Genomic DNA, 25,729 nt, shown 5'->3' on the forward strand with positions numbered 1-25,729 from the left:
CACGCGATGGGCTCCGCTACCAGCCGAGCATGGTCTCACGCAGCCTGCAGTCGCTACCCGTCCAGTTCGCGCCATGGGGGCATTGAACGAACATGCCACCTCTGCACCAGGCCGCATGAGACAGGTAGATACTGCGGTGACGGACGGACGGACGGGCCCGCCGCCAGCGGCTGGCGGATCGCCTCGACACACTCGGCGAGCCGCTCGGCCACCCCGGCTGGCCACGCACCATCCGTGGCCGCCGGGACCACTCCATCCTGTACAACCGCTCCGCCTGCCACCGGGGACACGCCGAGACGGCCGCCGAGCTGAACCGCCCCCGTATCGAGTTCAATCGCCGCGGCGACCTGGCCACTCCCCCTACTCGGGCTACTCGGGCTCCACGTGCCGTTGCCTCAGCTCAACCGGACGGGCAGAGACTCCAGCCTGCGGACGAACATGTCCGGCTGATAACGCACCTCATCTCGTGAGACGGCGAGCGCCAGGCTGGGGAACCGGTTCAGCAGAGCGGACATGGCGATCTGCACCTCAAGCCGCGCCAGGGCGGCGCCCATGCAATTGTGCAGGCCGTGCCCCATGCCCACATGGCGCATGTCCGTCCGTGACAGATCAAGCCGGTCCGGCTCGGAGAAGCTTTCGTGATCACGGTTGGCCGACTGCAGCGCGGGCCAGACGGCCGCCCCCGCCGGCAACTCGACTCCGGCGAATTCGAGATCTTGCATCGCGAAACGCATGAAGCTCACGGCCGCTACTCCGTCGTACCGCAGGAATTCCTCCACCGCCTGAGGCATGATCGAGGGGTCCTCGCGCAGAATTGCGAGCTGCTCAGGATGGTCCAGTAGGGCCAGCGTGGCGTTGGCGATGAGGTTCTGTGTGGTGTCGATGCCGGCGGCGACGAGCTGTTGGACCAGCGCCACCAGCTCCGTCTCGTTAAGGCGATCGCTCCCTTCACGAGCCTCGATCAGCTGGGTCGTGAGATCGTCACCGGGGTTCGCGCGCTTGTACGCGACCAGTTCCCGTGCATTGTCCAGCAGCCATTCCGAGGCTTTGCGGATCCGCTCAGGGTCGCCAGAGAACGCCTCTTGCAGGTTGGCGAGCACCTGCTTCCGCAGGTCCATTCCCACGCCAAGGATTCGGCCCAGCACCTCGGCGGGGACGATGGCCGCGAAGTCCCGGACGACGTCCATCTCGCCTCGGCCGGCGGCCTCGTCGAGGAGGCCATCAACGACATCCTCGGTGACACTCCGCCATTTCTCGGCGTTTCGCGGAGTGAACGGCTTCATGGCGAGCTTGCGCAACCTCGTGTGATCGGGCGGGTCCGACAGAATGATGGTCTTCAGCATGGAAAAGCCCAGACCCGCGTCCTGGAACTGCCGACTGGCGTTGTCTGGATCATTGCTGAAACGGAGATCCTCAAGGATAGCGCGGACGTCGTCATAGCGGGTCACCAGCCATACGGGGACGTCTGTTCCGGGGAACAGGAACCGGTGGACCGGGTCGTTTTCGCGCAGCCATTTCCAGGTCGGATAGGGATTCTGGAAGTATTCGGGGCTATGAAGCGCCGGTGAGGGACCGTGCATGAGCTCTCCTTACTGCCGCAGTCGCGGATTCAGCAGAACAGCGAATCCGCTCCAACACACCATGGCCGCGCGTCGGCAGGCGTCAGGGTAACCCCGTAGACGGTCCCCCAAGATTCAGCGCAGCCCTGCGGGGATCCGCGGCCGGACCATGACCGGCTCTCACAGCGCGACGTCGCGGATTCGGCTCGTGATGTCAGCGTTGAACGGCGATTCGATCCGGGCTGACTCAGAGCGTGTTTGAGAAGGGTCGATAACGGTCTGCGCATCTTGCCGCCGTGACCACCGTCGGGTCGCGATCACGACTGGGTGCCCCGCGAACGCCGCTACCCCTCCGACCTGACCGATGCCCAATGGGCGCTGGTCGAGCAGCTGCTACCCGCGCCGAACACGGGAGGGAGGCCGGAGAAGCACCCGCGCCGGGACATCGTGGACGCGATCTTGTACGTGGTGCGTACTGGGTGCGCCTGGCGGCAGTTGCCGTTCGACTTTCCGCCCTGGCAGACGGTGTACTGGTACTTCGTCCGCTGGGAAGAGGCCAAGGTCACCGAGCAGATGCTCGCCGTGCTGCGGCGCCGGGTCCGGGCGACGGAGGGGCGAGCCGAGGAGCCGACCGCGGGCATCATCGACTCCCAGAGCGTCAAGGGTGCCGACACCGTCGGCCGCGAGTCCCGCGGCTACGACGCGGGGAAGAAGGTCAACGGGCGTAAGCGGTTCATCGTCACCGACACCCCCGGGCTGCTGCTGGTCGTCTGCGTGATGGCCGCCTCCGTCCAGGACCGCGACGGAGCCAAGACCACTCTGCTCAGCATGTACCTGGTCACGCCGGTCCGGTACGTGTTCGCCGACGCCGGCTTCGCCGGGATGCTGGTGGGCTGGACTCAGCGCGTGCTGCGGACCGTGCTGCATATCGTCCGCAAGGCTCCCGGGCAGATCAGGTTCGCGGTGATCGAGCGGCGGTGGGTCGTCGAGCGGTCGCTGGCCTGGCTGACCAGTCACCGCCGCCTGGCACGGGACTATGAGCGCCGACCGGCCACGGTCGAGGCCATGATCCGATGGGCCGCGATCAGCGGTATGGCCCGCCGCCTCGCGCGGGGAAGCGCTGCAACCCGCCAGCAGCGCATCACCCTCGCTCATCCAGCGGAATAGCTCTTCTCAAACACGTACTTAGGGCTCGGCACCTGGCCGAGGTGCCTGCGCCCAGCTCCGGAAGTTCGCCGGCGGTGCGTCGCGTGCGTACGAATGCGCGCGGGGCCGCGATGCCCTCGGTTCCCTGGACGCGGGGATAGAGGCCACGAGTCACAGTGCCCGCCTGGGATGGTTGTCCCCTCGCGTCCCGTCCGACCGACTACGGCACCGGACGTGACGCAACGACGGGGACGGTCATCGACGTAAGGCCGCCCGCAGTCGGGCGGCAGTCCCCCGCATAACTCTTGGGGCGGGAACTGGGGGCGGGATTGGGGAGAATCCCAATCCATTCGGACGAAAGCGCGGGATACGGTTCCTTGCGATGATCAGGCGCGACCCCCACAAGAGGACGCACAGCAGCAGAGAGGGATCTCAAATGCCCGAATCAACCGCGAAGGTCAGCACTCGTTTAAGACGCTTTACCGTTCTCGCCCTGGGCTTGTTCTGCCTACTACCCGGATCCGCGCTCGTCACGGGCACTGCCGCAGCCGCTGACGACCGACCGGCCACCGGTGTCTCGACCCCGGCGCCGAATGAGGGATGCGCGGTAACGAAGAAGGCACCTATCCCTTGCTCACTGAACCCCAAGCTCCAGGCGGCGTATCGAAGCCTGATAGACCGCGCCTGGCATCCCGACGCAAAGAAAATCACCTACGCCGCATACGTCACCGACAACGGTTCGAAACTCCATGCTGTGTTCGGAGCCGATGGTGCCGCTGCGGCGCGGGAGCTCAGTCGCGTCTACGGTGACGAGATTCTCATCGAGAATCAAGAGCTCGCCCAGTTCTCGGGCGGTCGTACCAACGACGCAAGCCCTCACTGGGGCGGAGCCTCGATTTCCCAGGGGCTGGATCCGTGCACCTCAGCGTTCTCCGTGGTGTTCGCCGACGGAAGACGCGGCTCGGTAAGCGCGGGTCACTGTTACGAGAACGACGAACCGTTGCTCTCGTCAGCCGGCTATCTGAGCCTGGGGCCGTTCTACGGCATCACCGAGGGAAAGAAGGACTACCCCTCCTACGACATGATCGCGATCAGCGGTGGGGGCGCCTACACGAACACGATCTACACCGATCCGGGAAGTCCTATCTCACGTACGGTGATCGGCAAGGCAGACCCCACTGTAGGGACTCCCGATGCCCCGGCCTACGTCTGTGTGAGCGGCAGGCTGCATCTCGCGAAGTGCTCGATCCAGGTCAAGGACGTTTCGGCCCTGTTCTGCCCCGGCGGAAGTCCCAGCTGCACTCCCGACGTGATGCTCGGTTATCGGGGGGATTCCGCCGTGGCCGGCCAGGGTGACTCCGGCGCCCCTGTCTACTCTCCCGCGAGCCAGTCGGGAGCAATAATCCGCGGCATGCTGATCGGAGGTTCGATCGACGGGCACTGGATCTTCGCCGAACAGATCTCCGACATCGAACAACACCTCGGCGTCACCGTCGCGACCACCCCGTGACCTGCCGGCCCAGTTATCCGTCCAGACTCATCACGCCTGATGCTCCGGCCGTAGATATGGATGTCGCCAGGTAAGCATGCGTACGGCCACCGCGATCAGCGAGTGTCGTGCTGACACTCGAAGATCACGCGATGGCCACAGCCGGTTTCATGGCACACCGCGGCGGCTCCGGGCTCGCGATGCAGGCTGACCTCCGGACTGATTCGCTGCCCCCCGCCGTAAATCTTGGGGAAACGGGTCAGGGAGTTTCCTCAGGCGACACGGTACGTGTCGCGACACGATGAACACGTCTGAACTACCCCGGACACCATAGGAGCGGAAGTGATGAACGACGAGGCCCGCGAACCCGGCGGCTCGCCCGCGAAGAATCACGGCCGCGCCGGCGACGACATCTTGCTCGTGAGCTGCGTCCGGGGACTGCTGAACCGACCTGGGTCGCACGACTGGCGGATCGAACCCGGTGACGTCTGGTGCCACGTCCGGCGGCCCCTGGTTCCGGACGACCCCAGCCGTCTCTGCAAGGCCGACGTGCTTGCACATAGCCTGCCTCATCGATTACACGGGTGTCGCCTGGTGATCAGCGGAGTCTTCCCGCATCGGGCAGCTCAGGGCCGAGTGAGCGCCGGTCATGTGGCCGGCTCTCCGAGGACACTCTCACCTCGAATCTGGGCGGAAGGACACCCAGGTCAACCGGCTCAGCGGCCCGTGACCACACCGGCCCCGGTGTGTGAGCACTTCTTCCCCGCTCCACACCGGGGTCCCCGGCCGGGACACGTACGCCGAACAGAGACGACCGTCATCTGGAGAGTCCGGGAGAAGAGGTGACAACGACAACCAGAGGATCACGCGACCACCTGGAGCACGCGGAAGGTGCGGTGGCAGCCACGGCCGGACAGGCTGTGCGTGCGGGCGACTCCGGAAGGAGGACCTCCGGAAGGAGGCTCAATTTCCGGTTCTCCGTCCAGGCCACCCGCGCCGCATGTCTCGTGGCGAACCAGCGCGACGGTTTTCACATCGAGGCGTGGTCGTTCGAAAAGGGGCACGCCGAGGTGCGACTGCTCCCCACGGCGTCCGGCGAGTCCCATCACACGCAGCTCGTTCCGGTCGAGGACGGGCGTGTGGTGCTGGTCCGTCACAGACGCGGCGCCCACGAGGTCGCAGTCGCGTCCCTCGCCGGCGAGCGGTCCCTGCGCACGGCCGGCGATTCAGTCCTCCATGCCATTCCGAGCCGGGACCCGGCCACGCTCGTCTGGCTGGTCACCTCCCGCGGCGAAAACCGCTCGCTGATCCACCGGGTCGGCGCCGACGACATGCGTGTGGAACCAGTACTGGAGGTACCGGGCAGGCTGATGGGCGAAGGGTGGCTGAACGAAGCCGGCGATCTGCTGGCTGCCAACCAGGTGCTCGACGGGAGACGGCGAATCGTCACCCTCGACCTGCGCCGGGCAACCGTCACCCCGCTCCCGGAGCGAGCCGGCGGGGTCCTGCTCACCAGCCCACGCCGAGGCGAGATGCTCGTCGCGGCCCACAAGCCGGATGGCGTCGGACTGGGTTGGCTGTCGCCTTCCGACGGCCGAATCCGCTTCTGCCGGGAACTCCACAACCTCAACGGCACCGTCCTGCCGCTCACCCTCGATCCCGAGGGAGGCCGCCTCGCACTGCGGCTCGCCCGCGGCGCAGCTTCCCGGCTCCTGGTTCACGACATCGCCTCCGACACCCTCACCGAGGTTCCCGGCCCCCGCGGTGTGGTCAGGGACGCCGGCTGGAGCGAGACAGGACTCCGTGTTTTGTTCTCGTCCCCGACTACGCCCGCGGCCGTCGTCGGAATCACAGAGCCTTTCGAGGGCTCCAGCTGGCGTGCGCAGAGCCGAACGCCTTCCCGCCGGCACTGGCACGACGCCCGGTTGGAGCGCTTCCAGGGTCCGGCCGGAAAGATCGAGGCGGTCGTGTACGGCGAGGACTGGCGGCGTAGCCGCCACCTGCTCGTGGCGTTGCACGGCGGCCCGGAAGCGGCGTGGGAGCTGACGTTCGACCCGATTTTCCAGCGCTTCGCCGATGCCGGCATCACGATCGTCGCCCCCAACCAAAGGGGCAGCACCGGATACGGCGCCGCCCATCGCGACGCCATCAAGGGGTGCTGGGGCGGTCCGGATCTCGCCGACATCCGCCGGCTGCTCGCCACCCTGCTCCGGGAGCGCGGGCACCCCGGACGCCGGATGCCGATGCTGTTCGGCGTCGGCTACGGCGCGTTTCTCGCGCTGCTCGCCGCCGCCGCCGATCCCTCCCGGTGGTCCCGCTGCGTGGCGATCGCACCGTTCGTGTCGGGGGACGCTCTTCACTCGGACGGCCCGGCAGGCGTCCGCTCCCTGCTCGACCGGCTCGGCGGGCTGACCGAGATCGACGACGGTCTCGGCGCCCGCGACCTGCTCCGCCTCGCCCCCCGGATCACGGCGCCCGTCCTGCTCATGCACGGTGAACGCGACGAGGTCATCCCCGTCGTGCACTCCCGCCTTCTGGCACGACAACTGGGCGCGGCGGGACGGCGGGCCTCGGCGCTCTTCCGTTATCAGGAAATCCCACACGCCGGACACGACCTGTTCGTCGGCCCCGAGGGGCCCGCGCTCGTCGAGGACGCGGTCACCTTCCTCCTGGCCCCTCCTCGGCTCGCCCATCCGCAGGCGGCCATGACCGCTGCGCCCGGTTCCCGGTAGACCGGTCCGGGCCGGAAGAAGCGACCACGTCGAGCAGGTGACCCGCCCACCGCCAGCGGTCTGCTCGACCGTATGTGAAACGCGAGGAGAGACGATGGCCGCTCAGATGTCCCCCGTCCCTGCGGGCCGGAACCCAGCCGCACTCGGGTTGCCAACCCTGGTACGCCTCCCATGGGTAAGCACGGCAAGCGACGCGGCGCTGACGACGACGACCGTCGGCGCGGCGCTCCTGGCCCCGGCCGTCGCGGCCCGCGCGGTCGACGAGGTGCTGGCCCGGGGAACCGGGCTCGCCGTTCTCGCCCTGCTGGGGCTGCTGACGGTGCGCGTGCTGACCCACGCGTGTTGTGGGATCGCCGGGGTTTCGGCGACCACGGGAATCGCGGTCGCCCTGCGCTACCGGCTGCTCCGGCATGTTTTCGCGCTCGAAGTCCCCGGCGCGCCGCGACATGCCGCCGGGGATCTGGTGGCCCGGCTGACGGGCAGCACCACCAGCGCGGCCGCCGTACCCGACCTGGTCGACAGTGTGGTGACAGGCCTCGCTTCACTCGGCGGGCTGATCGCCCTCTGGCTGGTCGACTGGCGGGCCGGGGCCGCGTTCGTGGCGGGCGCGATCCCGGCCATGCTCCTGCTCCGGCGCTTCACGGGACGATTCATCGGCGCGTACGCCGACTACCTCGAACGGCAGGCGGGCGTGGCGGCGCGCCTGACAGACGCGCCGACCGGCAGCAGGACGATCCGCGCATCGGGCACCGCGCAGCGCGAGATCGACCACGTCCGGGGTCCTCTTCCCGACCTCGACCGGGTGGGGCCGGCCCTGTGGCAGATGCAGGGGGCGGCCTCCTGGCAGGTCGGCCTGGTCATGTCCGGAGTTCGGGTCCTCGTGCTGGTCGTCGCCGGCTTGGGAGTCACGAACGGCCGCCTTTCCTCCGGAGAGTTCCTGGCCACCGCCCTCTACCTGCCGTTCGCGCTCGGCCTTCTCAACCAGGTCGACACCCTGTCGTCTCTGACCCGTGCGTGCGCCCATATCGGCCGGATCCGCAAGGTGCCGGCGAACGGCCACATGCCGGGCAGGACGCCCGGGCGGGCTCGGGCATGAGCCTGCCGCCCGGCCCGGGAGCGCTGTTCTTCCGGAAGGTCTCAGTACGGCACAACGACGAGGTCATCCGCCGACACTTGGACCTCACCGTCACCCAAGGGGAGCACCTCGCCGTCGTCGGCCCGAGCGGGATCGGCAAGCCCACCCTCGCGTACCTGCTCACCGGCCTGCTGAGCCCCCAGAGCGGTGTGGTCCGCCTCGGCGGGTGCGATATCACGCGGCTCGGCGAGGCCGGCCTGCGCCGGACGCTCGCCCTCATCCCGCAGGAGGCGTACGTGTTCGCGGGAAGCCTCCGGGAGAACCTCACCTACCTCGCACCGTCCGCCACGGAACGCGAACTCACCGAGGCCGCCGAGGCCGTGGGCCTGCACGCCGTCGCCGAACGGCTCGGCGGGCTGGACGCGCGGGTCGGCACGGGCGGCGCCGAGCTCTCCGCGGGCGAGAAGCAGCTCATCGCCCTAACCCGGGTGTATCTCTCCCCCGCCCGTGTGGTCATCCTCGACGAAGCCACCTCCAATCTCGACCCGATGGCGGAGGCACGCGTCGAGACCGCCTTCGCCCGCCGCGAGGGGACCCTGGTGGTCATCGCGCACCGCATCAGCTCGGCCCGAAGGGCCCGTCGCATCCTCCTCCTGGACGGGCGCAGCGTGCATCTGGGCTCCCACGGCGAGTTACTGGCGGCCTCCCCCCTTTACGCGGACCTCGTCGGTCAGTGGGAGGCACCCGCCCCGGCCGTGGGCAGGACGAATGCGGATCAGGGCGACTCCGTACCGGCCGTTCCGGTCAACTGATTCTGGCGGGAGAGCTGGTAGCGGCGGGTGATGCCGAGCTTCCGGTAAACACTGCTGAGGTGCACCTCGACGGTCTTGGGTGTGACGAACAACTTCTGCGCGATGACCCGGTTGGTGTGGCCGGCGGCCGCGAGAACCGCCACCCGGTGCTCGCTCGGCGTGAGGGCGTCCGGCCCGGTGATGGCCGTACGACGAGGGCGCCCGCCAGACGCGCGAATCTCGGCACGGGCCTGCTCGAGCAGCGGTGTGGCGCCCGCGCGGTCGGCGAGATCCAGCGCCTTGGCGAGGCACGCCCGTGCTTCGCCGCGTTCGTTGGCCCGGCGTAGCGCGACGCCGAGGGCGCACAGAGCCTTGGCGTGTTCGAGCTGCGCGCGCGAGGGTCGCAGGACCTCGACCGCACTGCGCAGCATGGCCAGCCCTTCCTCACGCCCGGTGATGACTCCGCCGACACGCAGCGCCTGGCCGAGTGCCCTGGGCGCCCCCCAGCGGCGAGCCAGGTCGAGGGTCTCCATCGCCAGCGCGCGCGCTTCGGAGTGCCGGCCGCACGCGTCCAGGCCGAGCGCGGCGTCTGCTCGCCAGTCCAGATAGGCGGAATTGCGCCAGCCGTACTCCTCGAAACGCCGGCCGGATTCGATCAGCGCCTCGGTTCCCTCCCCGGCCCTGCCCTGATGAACGAGCAGCCGGCCATGGCTGATCCGCGTCCAGTACAGCTGGGCCGCCGCGGCGGGGAGAGATACTTGGTCCGCCCAGCTCAACGCCTGCTCCGCCGCCCCGATCTCGCCGCGTTCCATCAGCGTGTCTGCCAGGAAGCTCGCCACGAGCGGCCGGAGCACGTCGAGATGGACGCTTTCGGCGAGCCGCGCCGACTCACGGGCATCGGTCTCGGCCTCGGCGAGGAATCCCTGACGAAGCCAGGCCAGGCCACGGAATGCGAGCACGACGGCGGTCCCGGACGTCGAGCCGACGCGGTGCGACCGGTCCAGTGCTCCGTCGAGCATCCGTACGACGTCGTCCTGGTCGGCGCTGATCAGCGTCCAGACGGCGTCCGCGAACGCCTCGGTCGCGACGGCCTTCTCGACCAGGATGCCGTCGGTGAAAGCGCGACGGGTCCGGGTGAGCGCCGCCTCGGCGTCGACAGCGGCGATGCCGTCGTACCACCCGATGAGCGCATCCAGCAGCCTGCCGCCGAGCCCCGGCTCCGGCGGCGCCTCCCGCAGCTCCGACACCAGCCGCTCGGAGATGTCGTGCAGCTCGACGTTGGCGAGCGTGACGTTGATCATGTTGGCCTGAAGGCGGCGCCGCAGGTCGGCCTGCTCCGCCTCTCGGGCGTCCAACCGGGATGCGGCCTCAGTGAGGACGGTCGTGGCCTCAGGCGTCCGTCCGGCGGCGAACAACGCCCGTCCGAGCATGTCCGCGATTTCCCCTCGCGCCTGCGCCTCTTCGGCCGCCGCCAGCGCTCGTGTCAGGTAGTCGACGGCCTTTCGCCCGTCCACGAGCATGGCCACTTCGCCGAGCGACCGCAGTAGCCCCGGCTGCTCCTCCTCTGCGGGTGGCTCCTGGAGTGCCCGTTCGAGGTACGCCAGAGCACTCTCGGGTGCGGCGTGAGCGAGCGCCTCCGCCGCACCCGTCCGGAGGGCGGACACGACCTGAGGGTCGGCCGCCGGTTCGGTCTGCATGAGGTGGGCGGCGACCCGCTCCCGGGGCGCCCCGACGCTCGTGAGCACCCGCGCGGCCCGCCGGTGCAGCCGGACTCGCTGTGCTCCGTCCATCATGTCGTTGATCGCCGCCTGGACGATGGGATGGACGAAGGTGAGCGGCTCTTCCTCGCGCAGGATGTCCGCCGCGGTGAGGGATGCGAGGGCCTGCCACGCCTGGGTGGTTTCGAGCCCGGCCACGCTCGCCGCCTCGGCCAGGTTCACCTTCCCGTCCATGACCGCGACGGCCTGGGCCAATGCGGTCGCCTCCGCTTCCAACCCTCGGAGCTGTAACCGCACCCGGCGTCCGATCGCGTCGCCCGCGATGGCCGGAAGCAGCGACACGCTCTCGGCTGTGGTGGGGATCCCCTGGCTCGCCGCGGCGAGGGCCAGCTCCCGCAGCAGCAGCGGGTTGCCGCCGGTGAGTTCCTGACACGCTGTGCAGAAGTCCCGATCCGCGGAACCGATCACGTCGCGGATCACCCGTGCGGCGGCACCCGGGCTCAAGGGGCTGGGACGCAGCACGGTCGTCACCGGGTCGGTGAGGATGTGCGCCAGCAGGTCGCGGTCCCTGCGGGGGTCCCGAGAACGCGCTCCAGCCAGGATTCCCAGCCGAAGCCCTTCCATCCTCGGCAACAGATAAGTCAGGAACCGCAACGACGCCGCGTCCGCCAGATGCAGGTCGTCGACGATCAAAACCATGGAGGTGCTCGCGCACATGTTGGCCGTCAGCCAGTAGAGCCCGTGGAGCACCGCGAAGTCCCCGACCGGCGCATCCTCTCCTCCCAGCGGGCCTAGTGCGGACGCTGCGGGCTGGGCCCCGCCCTGCAGCCAGCGATCCCTCTGCGCCTGACCGGCAAGCGCGAGCGCCGGCTCGAACAGCTGCCGGACGACGCCGAAGCCGAACCCCTGCTCCAGCTCGGATCCGCGGGCACGCAGCACGCGGAACCCGGAAGAGACGGCGGTGCGGCCCGCGAACGAGAGCAGCGTGGTCTTGCCCATACCGCCAGGGCCCTCCACCAGGATGAGCCCACTCCTACCGTGGCGGGCGGCCTCGATCGCGGAGGTGAGTCTCGTTATCTCGTGGTCCCGTTCCCATAAGTTCGGCGTTCCATCTGACATGGCCAAGAGCTCCCGATAGATCCGATAGCTGTTCAGGCGACAGTGGTCGTGATCGCCGGAGCCCGCCTGCCGCTCGAGTGCCGAATGCCGGCGGGCGGGGATGGCGGACGGAGAACCGACCGGTCCGGCATTACGAGGCGCTGAGTGGTCTCACGATTCCACGTCGCCAAGGTCGAAGGCTCGTTCATCGCGTCCGCGGATGAGGCCTGCATGCGCGTAGGTGATTCGTCCGTATGTATATGGACACGCGCTTGATGATCGCTTACAAGCTCCTAACGGCGCTGGTCGCCAGGGAGACTCACATCGAGACGGCGCCGGCGGTCACCTGGGGCCGGGCCGGGGGGTGAGAACACGATGCGCGGGACCACCGCGGGGCTTCGGCCGCCGACGCCCGTGGCCTCAACTGCTGGGAAGGCCGGTCAGTAGGGCGCCGAGCTCGTTCCGGCGTCGCACCCCCAGCTTCTGGTACGCGTTTGAGAGATGGACTTCCACGGTCTTCACCGTGACGTAGAGGCGCTGAGCGATCTGGCGGTTGGTCAGGCCGGTCGCGGCCAGCCCGGCGACGCGCGCCTCGCTGGGGGTGAGCGCCTCGGGGCCGGTCAGATACGAGCGCCGGGGCCGGACGCCCAGCGCGCGCAACTCGCTTCGCGCCTCCTTGACCACAGGATCCGCACCGCACCGCTGAGCAAGGTCCATGCCTTCCTGCAGGAGCGAGCGCGCCATCGCTGGTTGCCCCTGGCGGCGGCGACGGGTGCCGAGGTCGACCAGGGCGTATGCCAGCTCGAGCCGTGCGGGGGACGGGCGGAGCACCTCGACGCTTCGTTCCAGCAGCTTCACCGCGTCGGGCATCGGGCTGACCAAGCCGGCCACCCGCAGCGCGTGGCCGATCGCGTACGGCGCACCCCAGCGCTCGGCCAGTTCGAGCTCCTCGTGAGCGTATGCCTGCGCCGCCGCAGTGTCGCCCAGCGCGTGGAGGCACAGTGCGGCCTCCGAGCGCCAGGCCACGAGCGCGGGGTTGCCCCCATTGTGAACGGCGAACCGTTCTCCTGTTTCAACGGCCGCCTCCAGCGCCGCCTCGTACATGCCCTGAGCGGCCAAGATCCTGGCCTGGACGTGAAGACTCGGGTAGAGCAGTCCGGCCCGCAGCAGTGCTGGGGGAACGTCGAGCTTCTTCATGACCGCCGAGGCTTCGTCGACGCGTCCCTGCTCGAGCAGGACCTCGGCGAGCAGTCCCTGTGCGATCGCGGGCCCGATCCCCATCGAGGTGATCCGGTGCAGCTCGATCACCTCGCGGAGGTCGTTCTCGGCCTCGGCCAGCTCGCCCATCCGCAGCCAGCCCATCCCTCGAAAGGTGAGCGGCGCGCTCAGGGCCACAATCGACCCTCGTCTGCGTGCCTCGGCGATCAGGTCGCCGTTGGTGTCCACGCCCTCGCGCAGGTCGCCGACCGTCAGGGCGAGATAACCGGAGATGCTCGCGGACGCTCCCCTGGTCGCGGCTTCCAGCATCTGCGGATGGGCCAGCGCCTTACGGGCGCGGTCCAGCCCTCTAGCCTCCCCGGCGTAACACTCGAGTCCAGCGATCATGCACTCCAGGAGCGCCGCATTCACCGTGCCGGAAGGAGGCAGCTCGCGCAGATTCGCGACCCGCTGCACGATGCTGTCGAAACCGACAACCGCCAGGGGGACACCCAGCAGCATCGCCTCGAGACCCCGCCGCAGGTCATCGCATTCCTCAGGAAGGTCCGATATCGCCGCGACGAGCTGCTTCGTCGCCTCCCCGCCCCGGCCCACCCACAGTTTCGCGACTCCCGCCAGGCTGACGAACTCCCCCACTTCGACCGGGTCATCGATCATCCGCAGGGCGACGTCAAGATGCTGAAGAACCGCTTCCACATCCACGAGCAGCGCCGCCTGGATGGCATCCTTGAGTGCCTCCAGTCTTTCCTTCCGGCTCATCTCTCCGTTCAGGGCATGTGTCAGGTAGGCGTGAGCGGCCTCGGGCGCCCCTTTCCTCAGAGCCTCCTTCCCCGCGATCCGCAGCATCATCGCGTGCTCACCCGTGGGATTCGAGACGCAGAGGATATGACTCGCCGACTCCTCCGTCCGGTGGCCCTCCCGCATCAGCAGTGTCGCCGCGGCCAGATGGCACCGAACGCGTGCGCTCGGGTCCATCTGCTCGTAGACCGCCGAGCGGACCAGCGGGTGCAGGAACTCGGCGGCAGCCTCCTCCCCGGAGCCCGAGTGGAGGATCTGCGCGCTCGTCAGCTCGTTCAATGCCCGGTGCGCTTCCACCCGGTCGAGCGCCGCGACCGCGGCGACATGGCCCACGTCGGCACGGCGTCCGAGGACGGCCACGGCCTCGGCCGCGCGCCTCGCGGCCGGCGACAATCGCCTGAGCTCGACGGAGACGCGCCTGGCGACCGCCTTGGTTCCGATGTCACGCAGCCTGGCAGCGTCAACCGGGGTCGCGCTGTCACGCTCCACGATGAGCGCACGCGCCATCTCTGTCACAAGAAGGGGGTTGCCCGCCGCGGCGGCGTGACAGGCCGACAGGAGGTTCGGCTCGGGTCGTTCACCGAGCATGTCCGTCAGGACGACGCCTGCGGCCTGCGGGCTCAGCGGCTTCGGTTTCAGGATCCGGCATTCCGGATGCGTGAGGACGAGGTCCAGCAGGTCCATCGCGGCCGATGGATCGGATGGACGCGTCGCGGCGGCGACCACGAGCGGCATGTCCTCCAGCCTCTGCTGGAGGTAGGCCAGAAAGCGCAACGACGGCTCGTCCGCCCAGTGCAGGTCGTCGATGACGAGCAGGACGGGACCTTCCTGGCAGATGTTGGCGGTGAGCCAGAACAGACCGTGGAGGAGACTCATCTCGCTCTGCTGCTCGCCCTCGACCACCGTCAGGAGTTGCCCGGCGGCGGACGCCGCACCCGACAGCCATCGCTCACGCCGGGCCGCGTCGGCTCTCCTCAGCGCGCCCTCGAACACTTGCCGGACTAGCCCGAACGCGTATCCGCGCTCAAGGTGCGACCCCCTCGCGGCCAGGACCCGCATGCCGGCACCGGTCGCCATCGCGCGAGCCTCATCGAGCAACCTGGTCTTGCCGATCCCCGCGGGACCCACCACCACGAGACAGGTGCCCGTCCCGTCCCGAGCTGGGAGCATCCCGGCGGAGATCGCCGCGGTCTCATCCTCACGTTCCACCAGCAGGTCTCGCAGCACGCCCGCTATTCTTACCTGTCCCTATCGCTCGTCAAAGACGAACATAACTACAAAACAGTAGCCATATGACAGACAGGAAGTTTCTGGGCAAGCTGACAGGTAACAAGATGCTCACCAACTTTATCCCTGGATGATCAGTCGAATATCCCTCCCGTAAGCACGATGGTGTCGAATCTCAACTGCCGGCGTCGCAGCGCAGACGAGATGTCACGCGTCGACCACGCAGTCCTCCCGCAGGCGTGAGACACACGCCAGGACGTACCCCTCCGCGATCTCCTCCGCGGTCAGGACGTCGCTCCCCGGCGAGGCCAGCCGTCCGGACAGCACCTTCACACGGCAGTCACCGCAGGTGCCCGAGCGGCAGCCGTACTCGAGGTCGATCTCGGCGGACTGGGCGGCGTCCAGAAGCGGACCGCCCTGGACGGCGGTCACACTCCTGGCGGAACGGATGAAGTCCACCCTGCACGTGCCGACCCCAGGCTCAGGCGCCTCGGCGACGGCGCCAAAACTCTCCCTGCGCACCTTCGAAGGGTTCAGGCCGAGCTCGGTGAGCAGGTCGGTGACGGCGTCCATGAAGCCCGCCGGCCCGCACAGGTAGGCCACGCGGTCCCGCAGGTCCGGAACCGCCGCCTCGATCAGGGCCCGATCCACACGCCCACCGCCGGGGGTTCGAGTTGTGACCAGCCGATAGGAGAAGTGCTGACGGTGCCGCTCTGCGAGCAACCGCAGCTCGCGATCGAAGACGGCGTCGTCACCATGACGCGCGGACTGCAGGAAGACCGCGTCGACGGGGGCCGAAACGTCGCACAGCCAGCGCGACATCGACATGAGCGGCGTCACACCGCTGCCGGCCCCGATGAACAGGACCTTGTCCGGAAGGTCGTCCGGATCGAGGCGGAAACCGCCACGGGGGGCCTTCGCCCGCAGCCGTTCACCTGTCCGCAGGTTGTCGAGCAGCCAGTTGGAGACCAGTCCGCCGGGAACCCGTTTGACGGTGAGGTCCAGTGCGTACGGACGACTGGGCGACGACGAGATCGAGTAGGAGCGGGTGACCCGCCGGCCGCCGATGTCCAGCACGAGCGTGCAGTACTGGCCGGGCAGGTAGGCGAAGCGGCGCGGAGGATCGCTCTGCAGGCGAAGGGTGCACGTGTCGGCGGTCTCCCACAGCAGCCGGCTTACCACGAGGGGTGTGTCGATCCCTTCCCACACCGGCGCCTCGTGGTCCGCCGCCAGGAGGGGTTGGGGGCGCCGTGCCACCACCGGCTCGAGAGTGACGGGCTGGATCTTCAGCTGCACCTGTGAGGAGTAGGCGCAACGCCCCTCGTGGTCGGTGACGTCGTTGATGTAAAGCCCTCGCCCCTCCTGCGCTCGGGAGCGGTGGAAGCTCACGTAGACCGTGTCGCCCTTCACCCGGTCGGACACCGTCACCGGCAGTTCGACGCTCGCGCCGTGCCGGGCGCTTGTGACCTTCGCGAGGTCGCCGTCCTTCAGCCCCGTTCTCTCGGCCAGCGACGGCGAGACGTGCAACGGGTGCTCGTCGGGCATGTCGGCGACAGGTGTGGCCTTCCCCGAGTTGAAGGTGCCGGTCGCGAAGCGGATGCGGCGGCGGTCGTCGGACAGCGAGGAGCGCCCGCTGTTGAGAACGATCCCTTCGGGGAGGAACAGGTCCGCCTCCGTGGGGACGAAGAAGGTGAACAGACGCGGAGCTCGGTAGATGTCGCGGAAGGGGGCGGCATCGGGATCGGCGTAGCCGAGGAGGTAGCGGTTGACCCCGACACCCCCGTACACCACCGAGTGGCTCCGCAGGAGTTCCTCCCACCTGATCGGGCTGCCGTCGGCGTGGTCGAACCCGCAGTAGAGAGGACCGCTGCCGCCGTGCAGGTAGTCCTGGACCCGATTCCACAGCTGGACCCTGCTGACTTCACCGTCGACACGCCTCAACCCCCTGCCTCCCTTGCCCGGGGGCTGGCAGAAGCGCCGCCGCAGGTATCCCGATCGCAGGTGCCCGGCCAGGTCGGCGTGCCGCGCGGCCAGGCCGGCGTCGGCTTCCAGCAGGCCGGTGATCTCCGCCATCAGGTCGTAGACGATCGTCGCGTCCGATCGGGTCTCCGCGGGGGCCTGCTTCTGCGGCACCGAGAGCCGTAGCCGCCATTCTCCGTTCTGGTACAGCTTGGTCGTGGCCGGATGAGGCGGGGAGGGGATGATCAGGTCGGCGTGCGTGAGGCTCCACGGGTCGGGAATGGGATCGATGACGACCAGCGTCGAGGAGGGATCGGTGAGCTTGTCCGTCCAGCGCCGCCGGTTGGGCATGTTGGCCTCGAACTGCGTGCCCACGCAGAGGAACAGCTCCCGCTCCCCTGGAGTCGGCTCCGAGTAGTCGAGTGCCGCTCGCGGGGTGTCCTCAAGCACGCGTCCGTAGGAGCCGGGCGGCAAGCCCATGCGGCGGGCCGCCTCATCGGCCTGCTCGATCGGGATGCGGCCCATGAAGAACTTGCGTGACAGCCCCTGGACCTCGCTCTCGGCGTTGATCTGGCCGGGGAGCCGCAGCACGCCGCCGGCCGGGTCTCCCTCTCCGCGCAGGCCGTACTTGCCGAGCATGGCCAGGAGGTTGCCCCAGAGGCAGTGTGCGACGATGCCGCTGCTCTGCGACAGGCCGACCGACGGAATGGCGATGGGCACGGTGGCGGGGTCCGCCAGCTTGGCCGCCAGCTCGCGGATGGCCCTCAGCAGGGGCAGGCGGTACCGTTCCTCCGCCGCGATCCGCACCACGACGTTCTCCGGCGCGTACGGCTCGGACAGGGCCAGCTCGCGATAGGCGGCGAAGGTGCCGGCGTCGGAGAAGCGCGTGATGAAACGCTCCTCGACGGCTCCGGGGTGCCTGGTCAGGATCTCGTGGGCGACGGCGAGAGCGAGGTGTGGGTCGCTGCGGGGCCGGACCAGGAGCACCCGGTCATCACTCAGTCGTTTGGCCAGGTCCTTGGCCGTTTCCGTGACCATCACCTCGACGAGGTAGGCGTCGAGGTCCGCTCGCCTGGCGAGCAGGCGGTACGCGGGCGGGTGGCTGATCATCCCGTTCCACCCGTTGAGCAGGAACACGCGGTTGGGCCCGTTGAACGCCTGGTCGATGGTGATGAAAGGTCCCTCCTGGCCGGTGAGCACCTCGTTGTGCACGGCGCCGGCGTTGAGGCAGTGCTCGGCGTTGCCCGTCAAGTTGCGGACGCCGAGCAGCCGGAAGACCTCCTGCATGGCGAACACGGTGAAGTAGTCGACCTGGCCGCAGGCGTAGACAAGAGTGCGCGCGCCGGGTCCGCGGTGGCCGAGCACGTGGAAGGCCAGACGGGAGATCGCCTCGCCGTAGGTGATCGGCCTACGTCGGCCCGTGGTCCGATCGAGGACGCTGGGCGTGGTGTGGATGGGGTGGGCGGACGCCTGTTCCATTCTGGACTGCCCCAGTTTGACGCAGCCGTGGGTCGGCTGCGCTCCGGTGAGGACGAAGGGCCTCGCGGTCGTGTCCGCCAGGACGGCTCCGTCCCCCACCCCGCAGTAGGAACAGGAGATCTGGGCGGACAGCCGCTGCCCTCGGCGGTGACCGGGGACGAGGTAGGCGGGCATGCACGTCAGGTCCGGCAGGACCCCCGCGTGCTCGATCGTCGTCACGGCCTCGCTGCGAGGCGGCTCGAAGTTCGTCACGATGCTCCAGCCAGGGAATGCGGTCAGAGAAGAGCGCCGTCCGCCGCGTTTCGCCGGCGGGTCGCCGCTACGCCCGGACGCTAGGCATCGCCCCTGTTGCCGGAATGCCGCCGCGATGTCGCGCCGGCGTCGGCGTCGGCGACACCGTCACGAAAGTCCGCCGACCGTACGCTCGCCTAGCCTGCGCCTCATTCCGAGCCCCGAGGAGAAAGGCGAGCCGATGGCCAGGCGCGAGCGCGGATGGATCCGCGACTGGGAACCGGAGAATCCGCACTTCTGGGAGAGCGGGGGAAGGCGAATCGCCCGGCGCAACCTGCTGTGGTCGATCGCGGCCGAGCATCTCGGCTTCACCGTCTGGACCGTGTGGAGCATCGTCGCGGTCAAGATCGGCGCCTACCGGTTCTCGACCGACCAGCTTTTCTGGATCGTGGCACTGCCCAACCTGGTGGGGTCGGTGCTGCGCATCCCTTACACCTTCGCGCCGGCTCGATTCGGCGGGCGCAACTGGACCGTGGTCAGCGCCCTGTTGCTGCTCGTCCCGAGCGGCCTGCTGAGCGTCGCCGTCAGCGATACGCGCACACCGTTCTGGGCCTTCCTCGTGATCGCGGCCACCGCCGGCCTGGGCGGCGGCAACTTCGCCTCCAGCATGGCGAACATCACGCACTTCTATCCGCAGAGCCGGCAGGGCGCGGCACTGGGGCTGAACGCGGCCGGAGGCAACATCGGAGTCAGCTCGGTCCAGCTCGTCGTCCCCCTGGTCATCTCAGCTCTGGGACTCGGCGCGGCAGGTCTTTTCTGGATCCCGTTCATCCTGGTGTCCGCGGCCGGCGCCTGGCTCTTCATGGACAACCTGACCAGCGCGACCTCCCCGTTCCGCGAGCAGGTGAAGGTGGCCGGCGCCGGGCAAACGTGGATCATGTCCCTTCTCTACATCGGGACCTTCGGGTCCTTCATCGGCTACTCCACGGCGTTCCCCGTGCTCACCAAGACCCAGTTTCCCTCGGTCGGCGTGACGAGCTTCGCCTTCGCCGGGCCACTGCTCGGGTCGCTCGTACGCCCCGCCGGAGGCCGGCTGGCCGATCGCCTTGGAGGGGCCCGGGTCACGGTATGGACCTTCTTCGGAATGGGCGCCGCGCTGGCGGGCGTGTGGTTCGGCCTGCACCTGAAGAGCTTCCCGGTGTTCCTGGTGGCCTTCCTGGTCCTGTTCGGGATGACCGGGCTCGGCAACGGCTCGACGTACCGGATGATTCCGGCGATCTTCGTGGCCAGGGCCGTGAGAATCGCCGAGAAGAGCGGCAGCCCGGTGGCCGTCGAGGCGGCGCCGGTGCGCGGCAGGCGCGAGGGCGCGGCCGCCATCGGCATCATTTCGGCGGTCGGCGCGCTGGGAGGATTCTTCGTCAACCGCACCTTCGGCGCCTCCATCCAGGTGACCGGCGGCGCCGGCGCCGCACTCGTGGGGTTCGGCGCCTTCTACATCGTGTGTGCCGGGCTGACCTGGTGGTGTTACCTGCGCACGATCGGCTCCCGGGTGCTTCCGAGCCTCGCGGCCGCCCGCGTGTGATGCCGGACGGTACGGCGCGCGGCGGTGTGGACGAGGTAGTCGCGGACCAGGTTGTACGTCGCGAATCGCGGCTCAGAGCCGTCGTCCAGCAGCCTCACCATGGAACACGCGACCAGATCGTCCAGCGCCGCCGCCACCTCGCTGACCGACAAGTTGTGCGGAACGCAGAGCGCCTCGACACGATTCAGCGTCGCCGGTTCCCTGTAAGCGGCCAGCCTGCTCAGCACCAGGCGCTGCTGCTCGCTGAGCAGGCGGTAGGACGCCTGCAGTTCCTCGCTCACGCTGGTATGGCGGCCCTGCCGATCGCCGGGGAGCCGCAGCAGGGGAAAGGGATCCTCCATCCGGATGGCGACCTGCCGGGGCGTCAGCGTGGCGAGACGGGGGGCGATGAGCTTCAGCGCGAGCGGCAGCCCGTCCAGCCGCCTGCACAGCCGTCCCAGATGGGCGGCGTCACGATCGGTGACCGCGACCCGCGCGCCTGCGGCGTTGGCGTGTTCGAGCAGGAACATCGTGGCGGGAGAGTTCCGCACCGTCTCCTCGTCGAGGTCTTCCGGCACGGCGAGAGGGAGGAGCGTCAACGTAGGACAGCCGTCGATGAGGATTCTGCGCCGTGCGGTGGCGATCACCCTGGGGCCGGTCCCATCGAGCGCGGCCTGGCGCAGGATCGGCGTGATCGCGTCGACGGCCTCGTCACAGTTGTCGATCACGATGGCGTCATGCGGGTCGCCGTGACACAGCCGCTGCCGCACAAGGCCGGCCGCGACGCCCGCCGGCATCCCGGCCAGATCCAGCACCGCCGCGCGGAGGGCGCCGGGGCCGTACAGAGCGGTCAGCGCCTGGCGGGCCAGGTGCGACTTGCCGACGCCCATCGGGCCGATCACCGTCGCCACGGGGTGGGCGTCGATCAGCTCGGTCAGCTGCCGTGTCTCCTCCTGCCTCGGGATGGGAGCACGTCTGGTGGCCGTGGCCACCGCGCGGCGTGGAGGGCGTGGATCCTCGTCGCCGTCCCGCCGAGCCGCGGGGATCGTCTGGCGCAAAATCGCCTCCGACAACCGGCGCAGGTGCTCAGACGGCTCCAGGCCAAGGGAGGCGGCCAGCTCACGCCGGTAGCGGTCGTAGACGGCAAGGGCGTCCTGGTGACGGCCACAGTGATAGAGGGCCTTCATCAGTTGAGCGTGGGGCAGTTCCCTGAAGGGATGCAGCGCGGTGATGTCGCGTGCTCCGGTCGCCGCCTGTTCCCATCGCCCCAGCCGCAGCAGCAGTTCCACGCGCCGTTCCCCTGCCGTGACGCGTAGCTCATCGAGCCGGCCCGCCTCCAGCCGCACCTGCTCGATGTCGGAGAACTCCTCGTACGCGCCGCCGCGCCACAGGGCGAGTGCCCGGTCGAGGGAAGCCAGCGCGCGCGACGGGTCGCGGTGGCCTTCCCGCACCGCCTCCTCCAGAAGGCGCTCGAACAGCGCGCAGTCGAGCATCTCCTCGTGCACCTTCAAGCGGTATCCGCCGGGCCGCCGGACGAGCGTGTCCGGCGGCAGCGCGCGGCGGAGGCGGGCCAGGCGGCTATTGAGCGCGCTACGAGGATCGTCCGGGGGGTCGCACGGCCACACCACGTCGTGCAGCAGCCCACTGGACGCGGTCGTGTGCCTGCGCACCAGGAGGGTGGCGATGAGTGCGCGCGTCCCGGGATGCTGCAGGGGGATCGGACGACCGGTTTCGTCGGCGACCTCCAGGAAGCCCAGAACCTTGAAGTGAAGTCTTGTCATCGACGACCCCCGTCAGGATCACGCGCGAAGGAGGTGAGGTGGCGTGCCACGGCTGCTCTCCGATCGGCTCTCCGGTGATGGCCTGCCCTCTTTTGCCGGACATCGTCCGAATACTGCCATTTGGCGCTGATTGGCTGGTCGAGCAATCGTTACTTGATTTCTCCCAGAACGGTGACGGGCGTTGTCAGGCATGGCGGGATTTGAAGCCCGGCGGACATTTCCCGGGGTGGCGGCTTGGGGTTTCACCTGACGCGCGCGATCGGCCTCGCTCCCAGACTGGTAGTACCGCTTCGAACATCCAGCCATTAAGGGCCCGCCGGGCTCCATCGCGCGAGATGCGCCGCACCGACGCGGGCCTTTCGACCGTACGGGAGCAAGACAATGGAGTTCTCGCTGGATTCGGCCACCGTCGACACCCTGCTTCACGACGACGAGGTCAGGGAGCTGGCCGCAGTCTGCGCCGAGTGGTCCGGTCACCGTGGATTGCGCCTGCACCTCAGCGATGACCTGACCGGTTGGGCGAATCACCTGAGGAGAGCGGCGGGCGCCCACGACGGTCTCAACCCGACGTTCGATCCCCAGTGCCACCTCGCCATCGGGGAAGGGATGCACCTCCTGGTGCGCGACGAATCACGCGAAGTCGTCGCCTGCACCGCGGGCCGTCTCTTCAGGACCCGTGACTTCGCTGCTCTCATCCGGTCGCTGGCGCTGTGGTTCGACCCGCTGCCCGACGGCATGCGGGGACCGCTCGAGGCAGCCCTTCCGGCCACCGTGCCCCTGCTGTCGGGCAGGGTCGGGCACGTGGGAGGGCTGTGGGTCGATCCCCGATTTCGGGGGACAGGCCTCTCGATGATGCTGGCACGGCTGACACGCGGAGTCGCGCTTGACCGATTCGACGCCGACTGGGACACCTGGATCTCCTTCGGGAAGATCGCCCGAGATCCGGCTCTCAGGGCGGCTTACGGGGAAGCGGACACCACACTGTGCGTCGACGGCTTCTTTCCGCCGAAGAAGCGGCACGAGCAGGTGTACCTGAGCTACGCCACGCGCGAGCAGGTGCTCGACGCCGTACGGGAGGGTGCTGCGACCCTCCGCGACTCGTTGCTCCACAACACCGCCCAGCGCCGCTGAACCCGCGCCGGAAACGATTCTCGAGGTGAGACCTGTGAACGACCGGCTGCGGCAGGAGCTGGGCATACTCTTCGACACCTCCTCCAGATCGCCCGACTGGAGACCGACCCTCTTCCACCTGTCGCGGGAGGACGATCGGCGGTCTCTGCATGAGCTGCTCGCGTCCGGTGCCATACGACGTGTTCATGACACTCTGGACAGGCAACTGCGGCAGCTCATGGCGGCCCGCGACCCCGGCATGCCCCCCGCCGGGGACGAGGTGGCCCGGCGCGTACGGCAGCACCTGGCAGGGCGGGACCGTACGGAATACGGCGTCTTCGTCTGGTACCCGTGGTCCGGCCTGCTGGTGCGCGCGCTTCCCGCCGAGGAATACCGCGAGCTGCGCACGGACCGCAACCGATACAAGATCACTAGTGAGGAGCAGAGGCGGCTCGCCGGCAAGCGTGTCGGCGTGGTCGGACTGTCCGTGGGAAACGCCGCGGCCGTCACGCTGGCCCTCGAGGGCGTGGGCGGCTCGTACAAGATCGCCGACTTCGACACCCTCGACCTGACGAACCTCAACCGGATCCGGGCGGGGCTGCCCGACCTGGGACTCGACAAGACGGTCCTCGCCGCCCGGCAGATGTTCGAGGTCGACCCCTACCTGCACATCGAGCGGTACTCAGCGGGCATACACTCCGGCAACGTCGACGATTTCCTCCTCGCCGGCGGCAAGCTGGACGTCGTCATCGAGGAATGCGACGACCTGTATGTCAAGGTCGCGGTGCGGGAGCGGGCACGCGCGCACGGCATCCCCGTGCTCATGAACACCAGCGACCGTGGTCTGCTCGACGTCGAGCGGTTCGACCTCGAGCCCGATCGCCCCGTCTTCCACGGCCTGGTCGGCGATGTACGGGCCGAGGAGTTGAAGGGGCTGGCGGCCAAGGACAAGCTTCCCTTCGTGCTGGCTGTCTTCGGCGAGCGCCTCCTGAGCCCTCGCATGCTCGCGTCGCTCCCCGAGGTCGGCAAGACGATCAGCAGCTGGCCCCAGCTGGCATCGGCCGTCTCGCTCGGCGCTGGCATCGTCGCGGACGCGGCGCGACGTCTGCTGCTCGGGGAGCCGCTCACCTCGGGGCGATACCGGCTGGACCCGGACATGCTCGTCACCGGGGAATTCCGAATGCACGGCGACCCTGTCCCGCAGGGATAGCCCTCGCCGCAGACCTGTGAGGTCCAGCGAAACGGGTCCGCCGGCCAAGGTGGAGACCTTGGCCGGCGGACCCGGGCTGCCGCGGGGCCGACTAGCCCCGCTTCACTTCATGGTGCGGCGGCATGAGGATCAGCTGCCGGAGAAGGTGTATTCGACCAGCTCGTGCTCGCAGACGGGGCCAGGGCACACGTAGAGCTTGCGCTCCTGTAGATCCGAGATCACGAGCACGTTCGTGTCCAGGTTCTCGTGCGTCGGCACGTCCGGCACGGGGTGGCGGCAGATCGACGCCGGGAACCCGAGATGGTCCTCGTAGCAGGACTTGACGTAGTCGACGCCGAGCGAACCGGCCCGCTCGGCGAGAAGCTCCCGCAGGCGCGTCGTCCGTACAGGCGAGTCGGGCAGGAGCTGTACCGAGAGGTCCTCCTTGGTGAACCGGTCGGTCAGATAGCAGTTCGCGTGCGTGAGGATCCCGTCCTCCGGCTCGATCATCTCGTGCTCTAGCGCCGTGGTCTCGAGGTTGCACGTTCGCCCGGTCTCATCGGCGATCATCCAGTTCCAGGCGCTCGCCCGCTCCGTCCGCAGCGCGACTTCGACAGCCTCCTCGAACGTCGTGGCATTGAAGATCATCCGGCCGACCACGAAGGGCGTCAGACCGTACTTGGCGTCCGGATACCCGAGCAGGTTGTACTCCAGCCCGATGCCCGCCGAGTTCATCCCGTTCCCCCAGGCCAGCACACCGCCAGGAGTCGCGTTGAGCATCGACGGCCCGTTCTTGGGGATCTTCTCGAGGATGATCCAGTACTTCTTGTAGTGCGGAAGGTAGTCGCACGTCTGGCCGACGAACACCTTCCCGCCGGCCGTGACCTCGGGGGTCACGCTGAACGTCGTGCAGCCGCCGGCCGTTCCCGCGAGGTACTTGCTCAAGGTCTCGGCCGGCTCACGCCAGCCCGCCGAGTTCATGAGAAGGCCGCAGCCCGCGAAGGGAACCTGCATGACGTAGGTCTGTTCGAGGGTGAGACCCGAGCCCGCGCTCATGCCCCGCAGCTCATCCGCCACCGTGGGGGCGAACGCCTCGACGGTGGAGATGTATCGCCGCGCCTCGTCCATCAGCTGATCCTCGGTGAGGCCGGTGCCGAATGGCGGACGCCCCTCGACCATCGCGAACAGCACCTCGTCGTACATCGCCCGGATCGCCTCACGCCGGGCCTCCCCGATCTGGCACCCCATCTCATAGTCGCTGCCGCTGACCGTGACGACAGGGAACCGGATGGCCCGCTTGCCGACGGCTTGATTCCCAAGGGGCTGAGACATCGATGTTCTCCTTCCTTCGATGCGTTCCGTCCGCGTCAGAAGGCCGGACCCTACGGTTCGATCTCCCGAGTACGGGACGTCACGCGCCGGCCCCGCATGTCGGGGAAGCCGGCACTCACTGCTCGAACCGGACGGGTAGCGACTGCAGGCTGCGTGAGACCATGCTCGGCTGGTAGCGGAGCCCATCGCGTGGGACGGTGAGCGCCAGCCCCGGTAGCCGGCTCACCAGGGCGGCG

General features: G+C 68.7%; 14 protein-coding genes. 8 read left to right on the forward strand and 6 right to left on the reverse strand.

The features are described from left to right. Positions 1 to 395 precede the first annotated feature (395 nt). Positions 396 to 1,580, reverse strand: coding sequence for a cytochrome P450 family protein (locus tag IL992_RS44460; RefSeq protein WP_193209308.1), 1,185 nt, complete (start codon positions 1,578 to 1,580; stop codon positions 396 to 398). A gap of 306 nt (positions 1,581 to 1,886) precedes the next feature. Here IL992_RS44460 and IL992_RS44465 point away from each other — a divergent pair, with 306 nt between their 5' ends. The 5 genes from IL992_RS44465 (at position 1,887) to IL992_RS44485 (ending at position 8,813) form a co-directional block, all read left to right on the forward strand. After that, a complete protein-coding gene (locus IL992_RS44465) occupies positions 1,887 to 2,726 on the forward strand; it encodes an IS5 family transposase (protein WP_193209309.1) in 840 nt (279 codons plus the stop codon). 415 nt (positions 2,727 to 3,141) lie between these two features. Next, a complete protein-coding gene (locus IL992_RS44470; protein ID WP_193209310.1) occupies positions 3,142 to 4,215 on the forward strand; it encodes a chymotrypsin family serine protease in 1,074 nt (357 codons plus the stop codon). 875 nt (positions 4,216 to 5,090) lie between these two features. After that, positions 5,091 to 6,926, forward strand: coding sequence for an alpha/beta hydrolase family protein (locus tag IL992_RS44475; RefSeq protein ID WP_193209311.1), 1,836 nt, complete (start codon positions 5,091 to 5,093; stop codon positions 6,924 to 6,926). 94 nt (positions 6,927 to 7,020) lie between these two features. Next, positions 7,021 to 8,022, forward strand: coding sequence for an ABC transporter transmembrane domain-containing protein (locus IL992_RS44480; RefSeq protein WP_193209312.1), 1,002 nt, complete (start codon positions 7,021 to 7,023; stop codon positions 8,020 to 8,022). Further along, complete coding sequence (locus IL992_RS44485) at positions 8,019 to 8,813, forward strand: ATP-binding cassette domain-containing protein (protein WP_193209313.1); 795 nt, start codon at positions 8,019 to 8,021, stop codon at positions 8,811 to 8,813. The genes IL992_RS44480 and IL992_RS44485 overlap by 4 nt, the downstream gene beginning before the upstream one ends. On the opposite strand, the gene IL992_RS44490 is transcribed toward IL992_RS44485, so the two are convergent. The 3 genes from IL992_RS44490 to IL992_RS48825 form a co-directional block, all read right to left on the reverse strand. Beyond that, positions 8,777 to 11,629, reverse strand: coding sequence for a helix-turn-helix transcriptional regulator (locus tag IL992_RS44490; protein WP_193209314.1), 2,853 nt, complete (start codon positions 11,627 to 11,629; stop codon positions 8,777 to 8,779). The genes IL992_RS44485 and IL992_RS44490 overlap by 37 nt on opposite strands. 399 nt (positions 11,630 to 12,028) lie before the next feature. Further along, positions 12,029 to 14,851, reverse strand: coding sequence for an ATP-binding protein (locus IL992_RS44495; RefSeq protein ID WP_193209315.1), 2,823 nt, complete (start codon positions 14,849 to 14,851; stop codon positions 12,029 to 12,031). Between the two features lie 207 nt (positions 14,852 to 15,058). Next, positions 15,059 to 18,541, reverse strand: a complete 3,483-nt coding sequence (locus IL992_RS48825) for a 2Fe-2S iron-sulfur cluster-binding protein (protein WP_193209316.1) — start codon at positions 18,539 to 18,541, stop codon at positions 15,059 to 15,061. 220 nt (positions 18,542 to 18,761) lie between these two features. Here IL992_RS48825 and IL992_RS44505 point away from each other — a divergent pair, with 220 nt between their 5' ends. After that, complete coding sequence (locus IL992_RS44505; RefSeq protein ID WP_193209317.1) at positions 18,762 to 20,102, forward strand: MFS transporter; 1,341 nt, start codon at positions 18,762 to 18,764, stop codon at positions 20,100 to 20,102. Here the strand turns inward: IL992_RS44505 and IL992_RS44510 are convergent. Next, on the reverse strand, positions 20,045 to 21,862 hold the full coding sequence (locus tag IL992_RS44510; protein ID WP_193209318.1) for an AfsR/SARP family transcriptional regulator: 1,818 nt from the start codon (positions 21,860 to 21,862) through the stop codon (positions 20,045 to 20,047). The two genes, IL992_RS44505 and IL992_RS44510, sit on opposite strands and share 58 nt — an antisense overlap. A 381-nt stretch (positions 21,863 to 22,243) precedes the next feature. Between IL992_RS44510 and IL992_RS44515 the strand changes: the two genes are divergently transcribed. Together IL992_RS44515 and IL992_RS44520 are read left to right on the forward strand one after the other, a co-directional pair. Continuing rightward, a complete protein-coding gene (locus tag IL992_RS44515; protein WP_193209319.1) occupies positions 22,244 to 22,993 on the forward strand; it encodes a hypothetical protein in 750 nt (249 codons plus the stop codon). Between the two features lie 25 nt (positions 22,994 to 23,018). Continuing rightward, positions 23,019 to 24,182, forward strand: coding sequence for a ThiF family adenylyltransferase (locus IL992_RS44520; protein ID WP_193209320.1), 1,164 nt, complete (start codon positions 23,019 to 23,021; stop codon positions 24,180 to 24,182). Between the two features lie 129 nt (positions 24,183 to 24,311). On the opposite strand, the gene IL992_RS44525 is transcribed toward IL992_RS44520, so the two are convergent. Continuing rightward, complete coding sequence (locus IL992_RS44525; protein WP_193209321.1) at positions 24,312 to 25,493, reverse strand: C45 family autoproteolytic acyltransferase/hydolase; 1,182 nt, start codon at positions 25,491 to 25,493, stop codon at positions 24,312 to 24,314. Positions 25,494 to 25,729: the final 236 nt, after the last annotated feature.

This window comes from Microbispora sitophila (assembly GCF_014892245.1).
Classification (GTDB): domain Bacteria; phylum Actinomycetota; class Actinomycetes; order Streptosporangiales; family Streptosporangiaceae; genus Microbispora; species Microbispora siamensis.

Excerpts from the sequence above, each read along its gene's own strand:
- IL992_RS44460 (WP_193209308.1), bottom strand. The coding sequence starts at position 1,580 with ATGCACGGTCCCTCACCGGCGCTTCATAGCCCCGAATACTTCCAGAAT.
- IL992_RS44470 (WP_193209310.1), top strand. The coding sequence starts at position 3,142 with ATGCCCGAATCAACCGCGAAGGTCAGCACTCGTTTAAGACGCTTTACC.
- IL992_RS44480 (WP_193209312.1), top strand. The coding sequence starts at position 7,021 with ATGGCCGCTCAGATGTCCCCCGTCCCTGCGGGCCGGAACCCAGCCGCA.
- IL992_RS44485 (WP_193209313.1), top strand. The coding sequence starts at position 8,019 with ATGAGCCTGCCGCCCGGCCCGGGAGCGCTGTTCTTCCGGAAGGTCTCA.
- IL992_RS44490 (WP_193209314.1), bottom strand. The coding sequence starts at position 11,629 with ATGTCAGATGGAACGCCGAACTTATGGGAACGGGACCACGAGATAACG.
- IL992_RS44505 (WP_193209317.1), top strand. The coding sequence starts at position 18,762 with ATGGCCAGGCGCGAGCGCGGATGGATCCGCGACTGGGAACCGGAGAAT.
- IL992_RS44510 (WP_193209318.1), bottom strand. The coding sequence starts at position 21,862 with ATGACAAGACTTCACTTCAAGGTTCTGGGCTTCCTGGAGGTCGCCGAC.
- IL992_RS44515 (WP_193209319.1), top strand. The coding sequence starts at position 22,244 with ATGGAGTTCTCGCTGGATTCGGCCACCGTCGACACCCTGCTTCACGAC.
- IL992_RS44525 (WP_193209321.1), bottom strand. The coding sequence starts at position 25,493 with ATGTCTCAGCCCCTTGGGAATCAAGCCGTCGGCAAGCGGGCCATCCGG.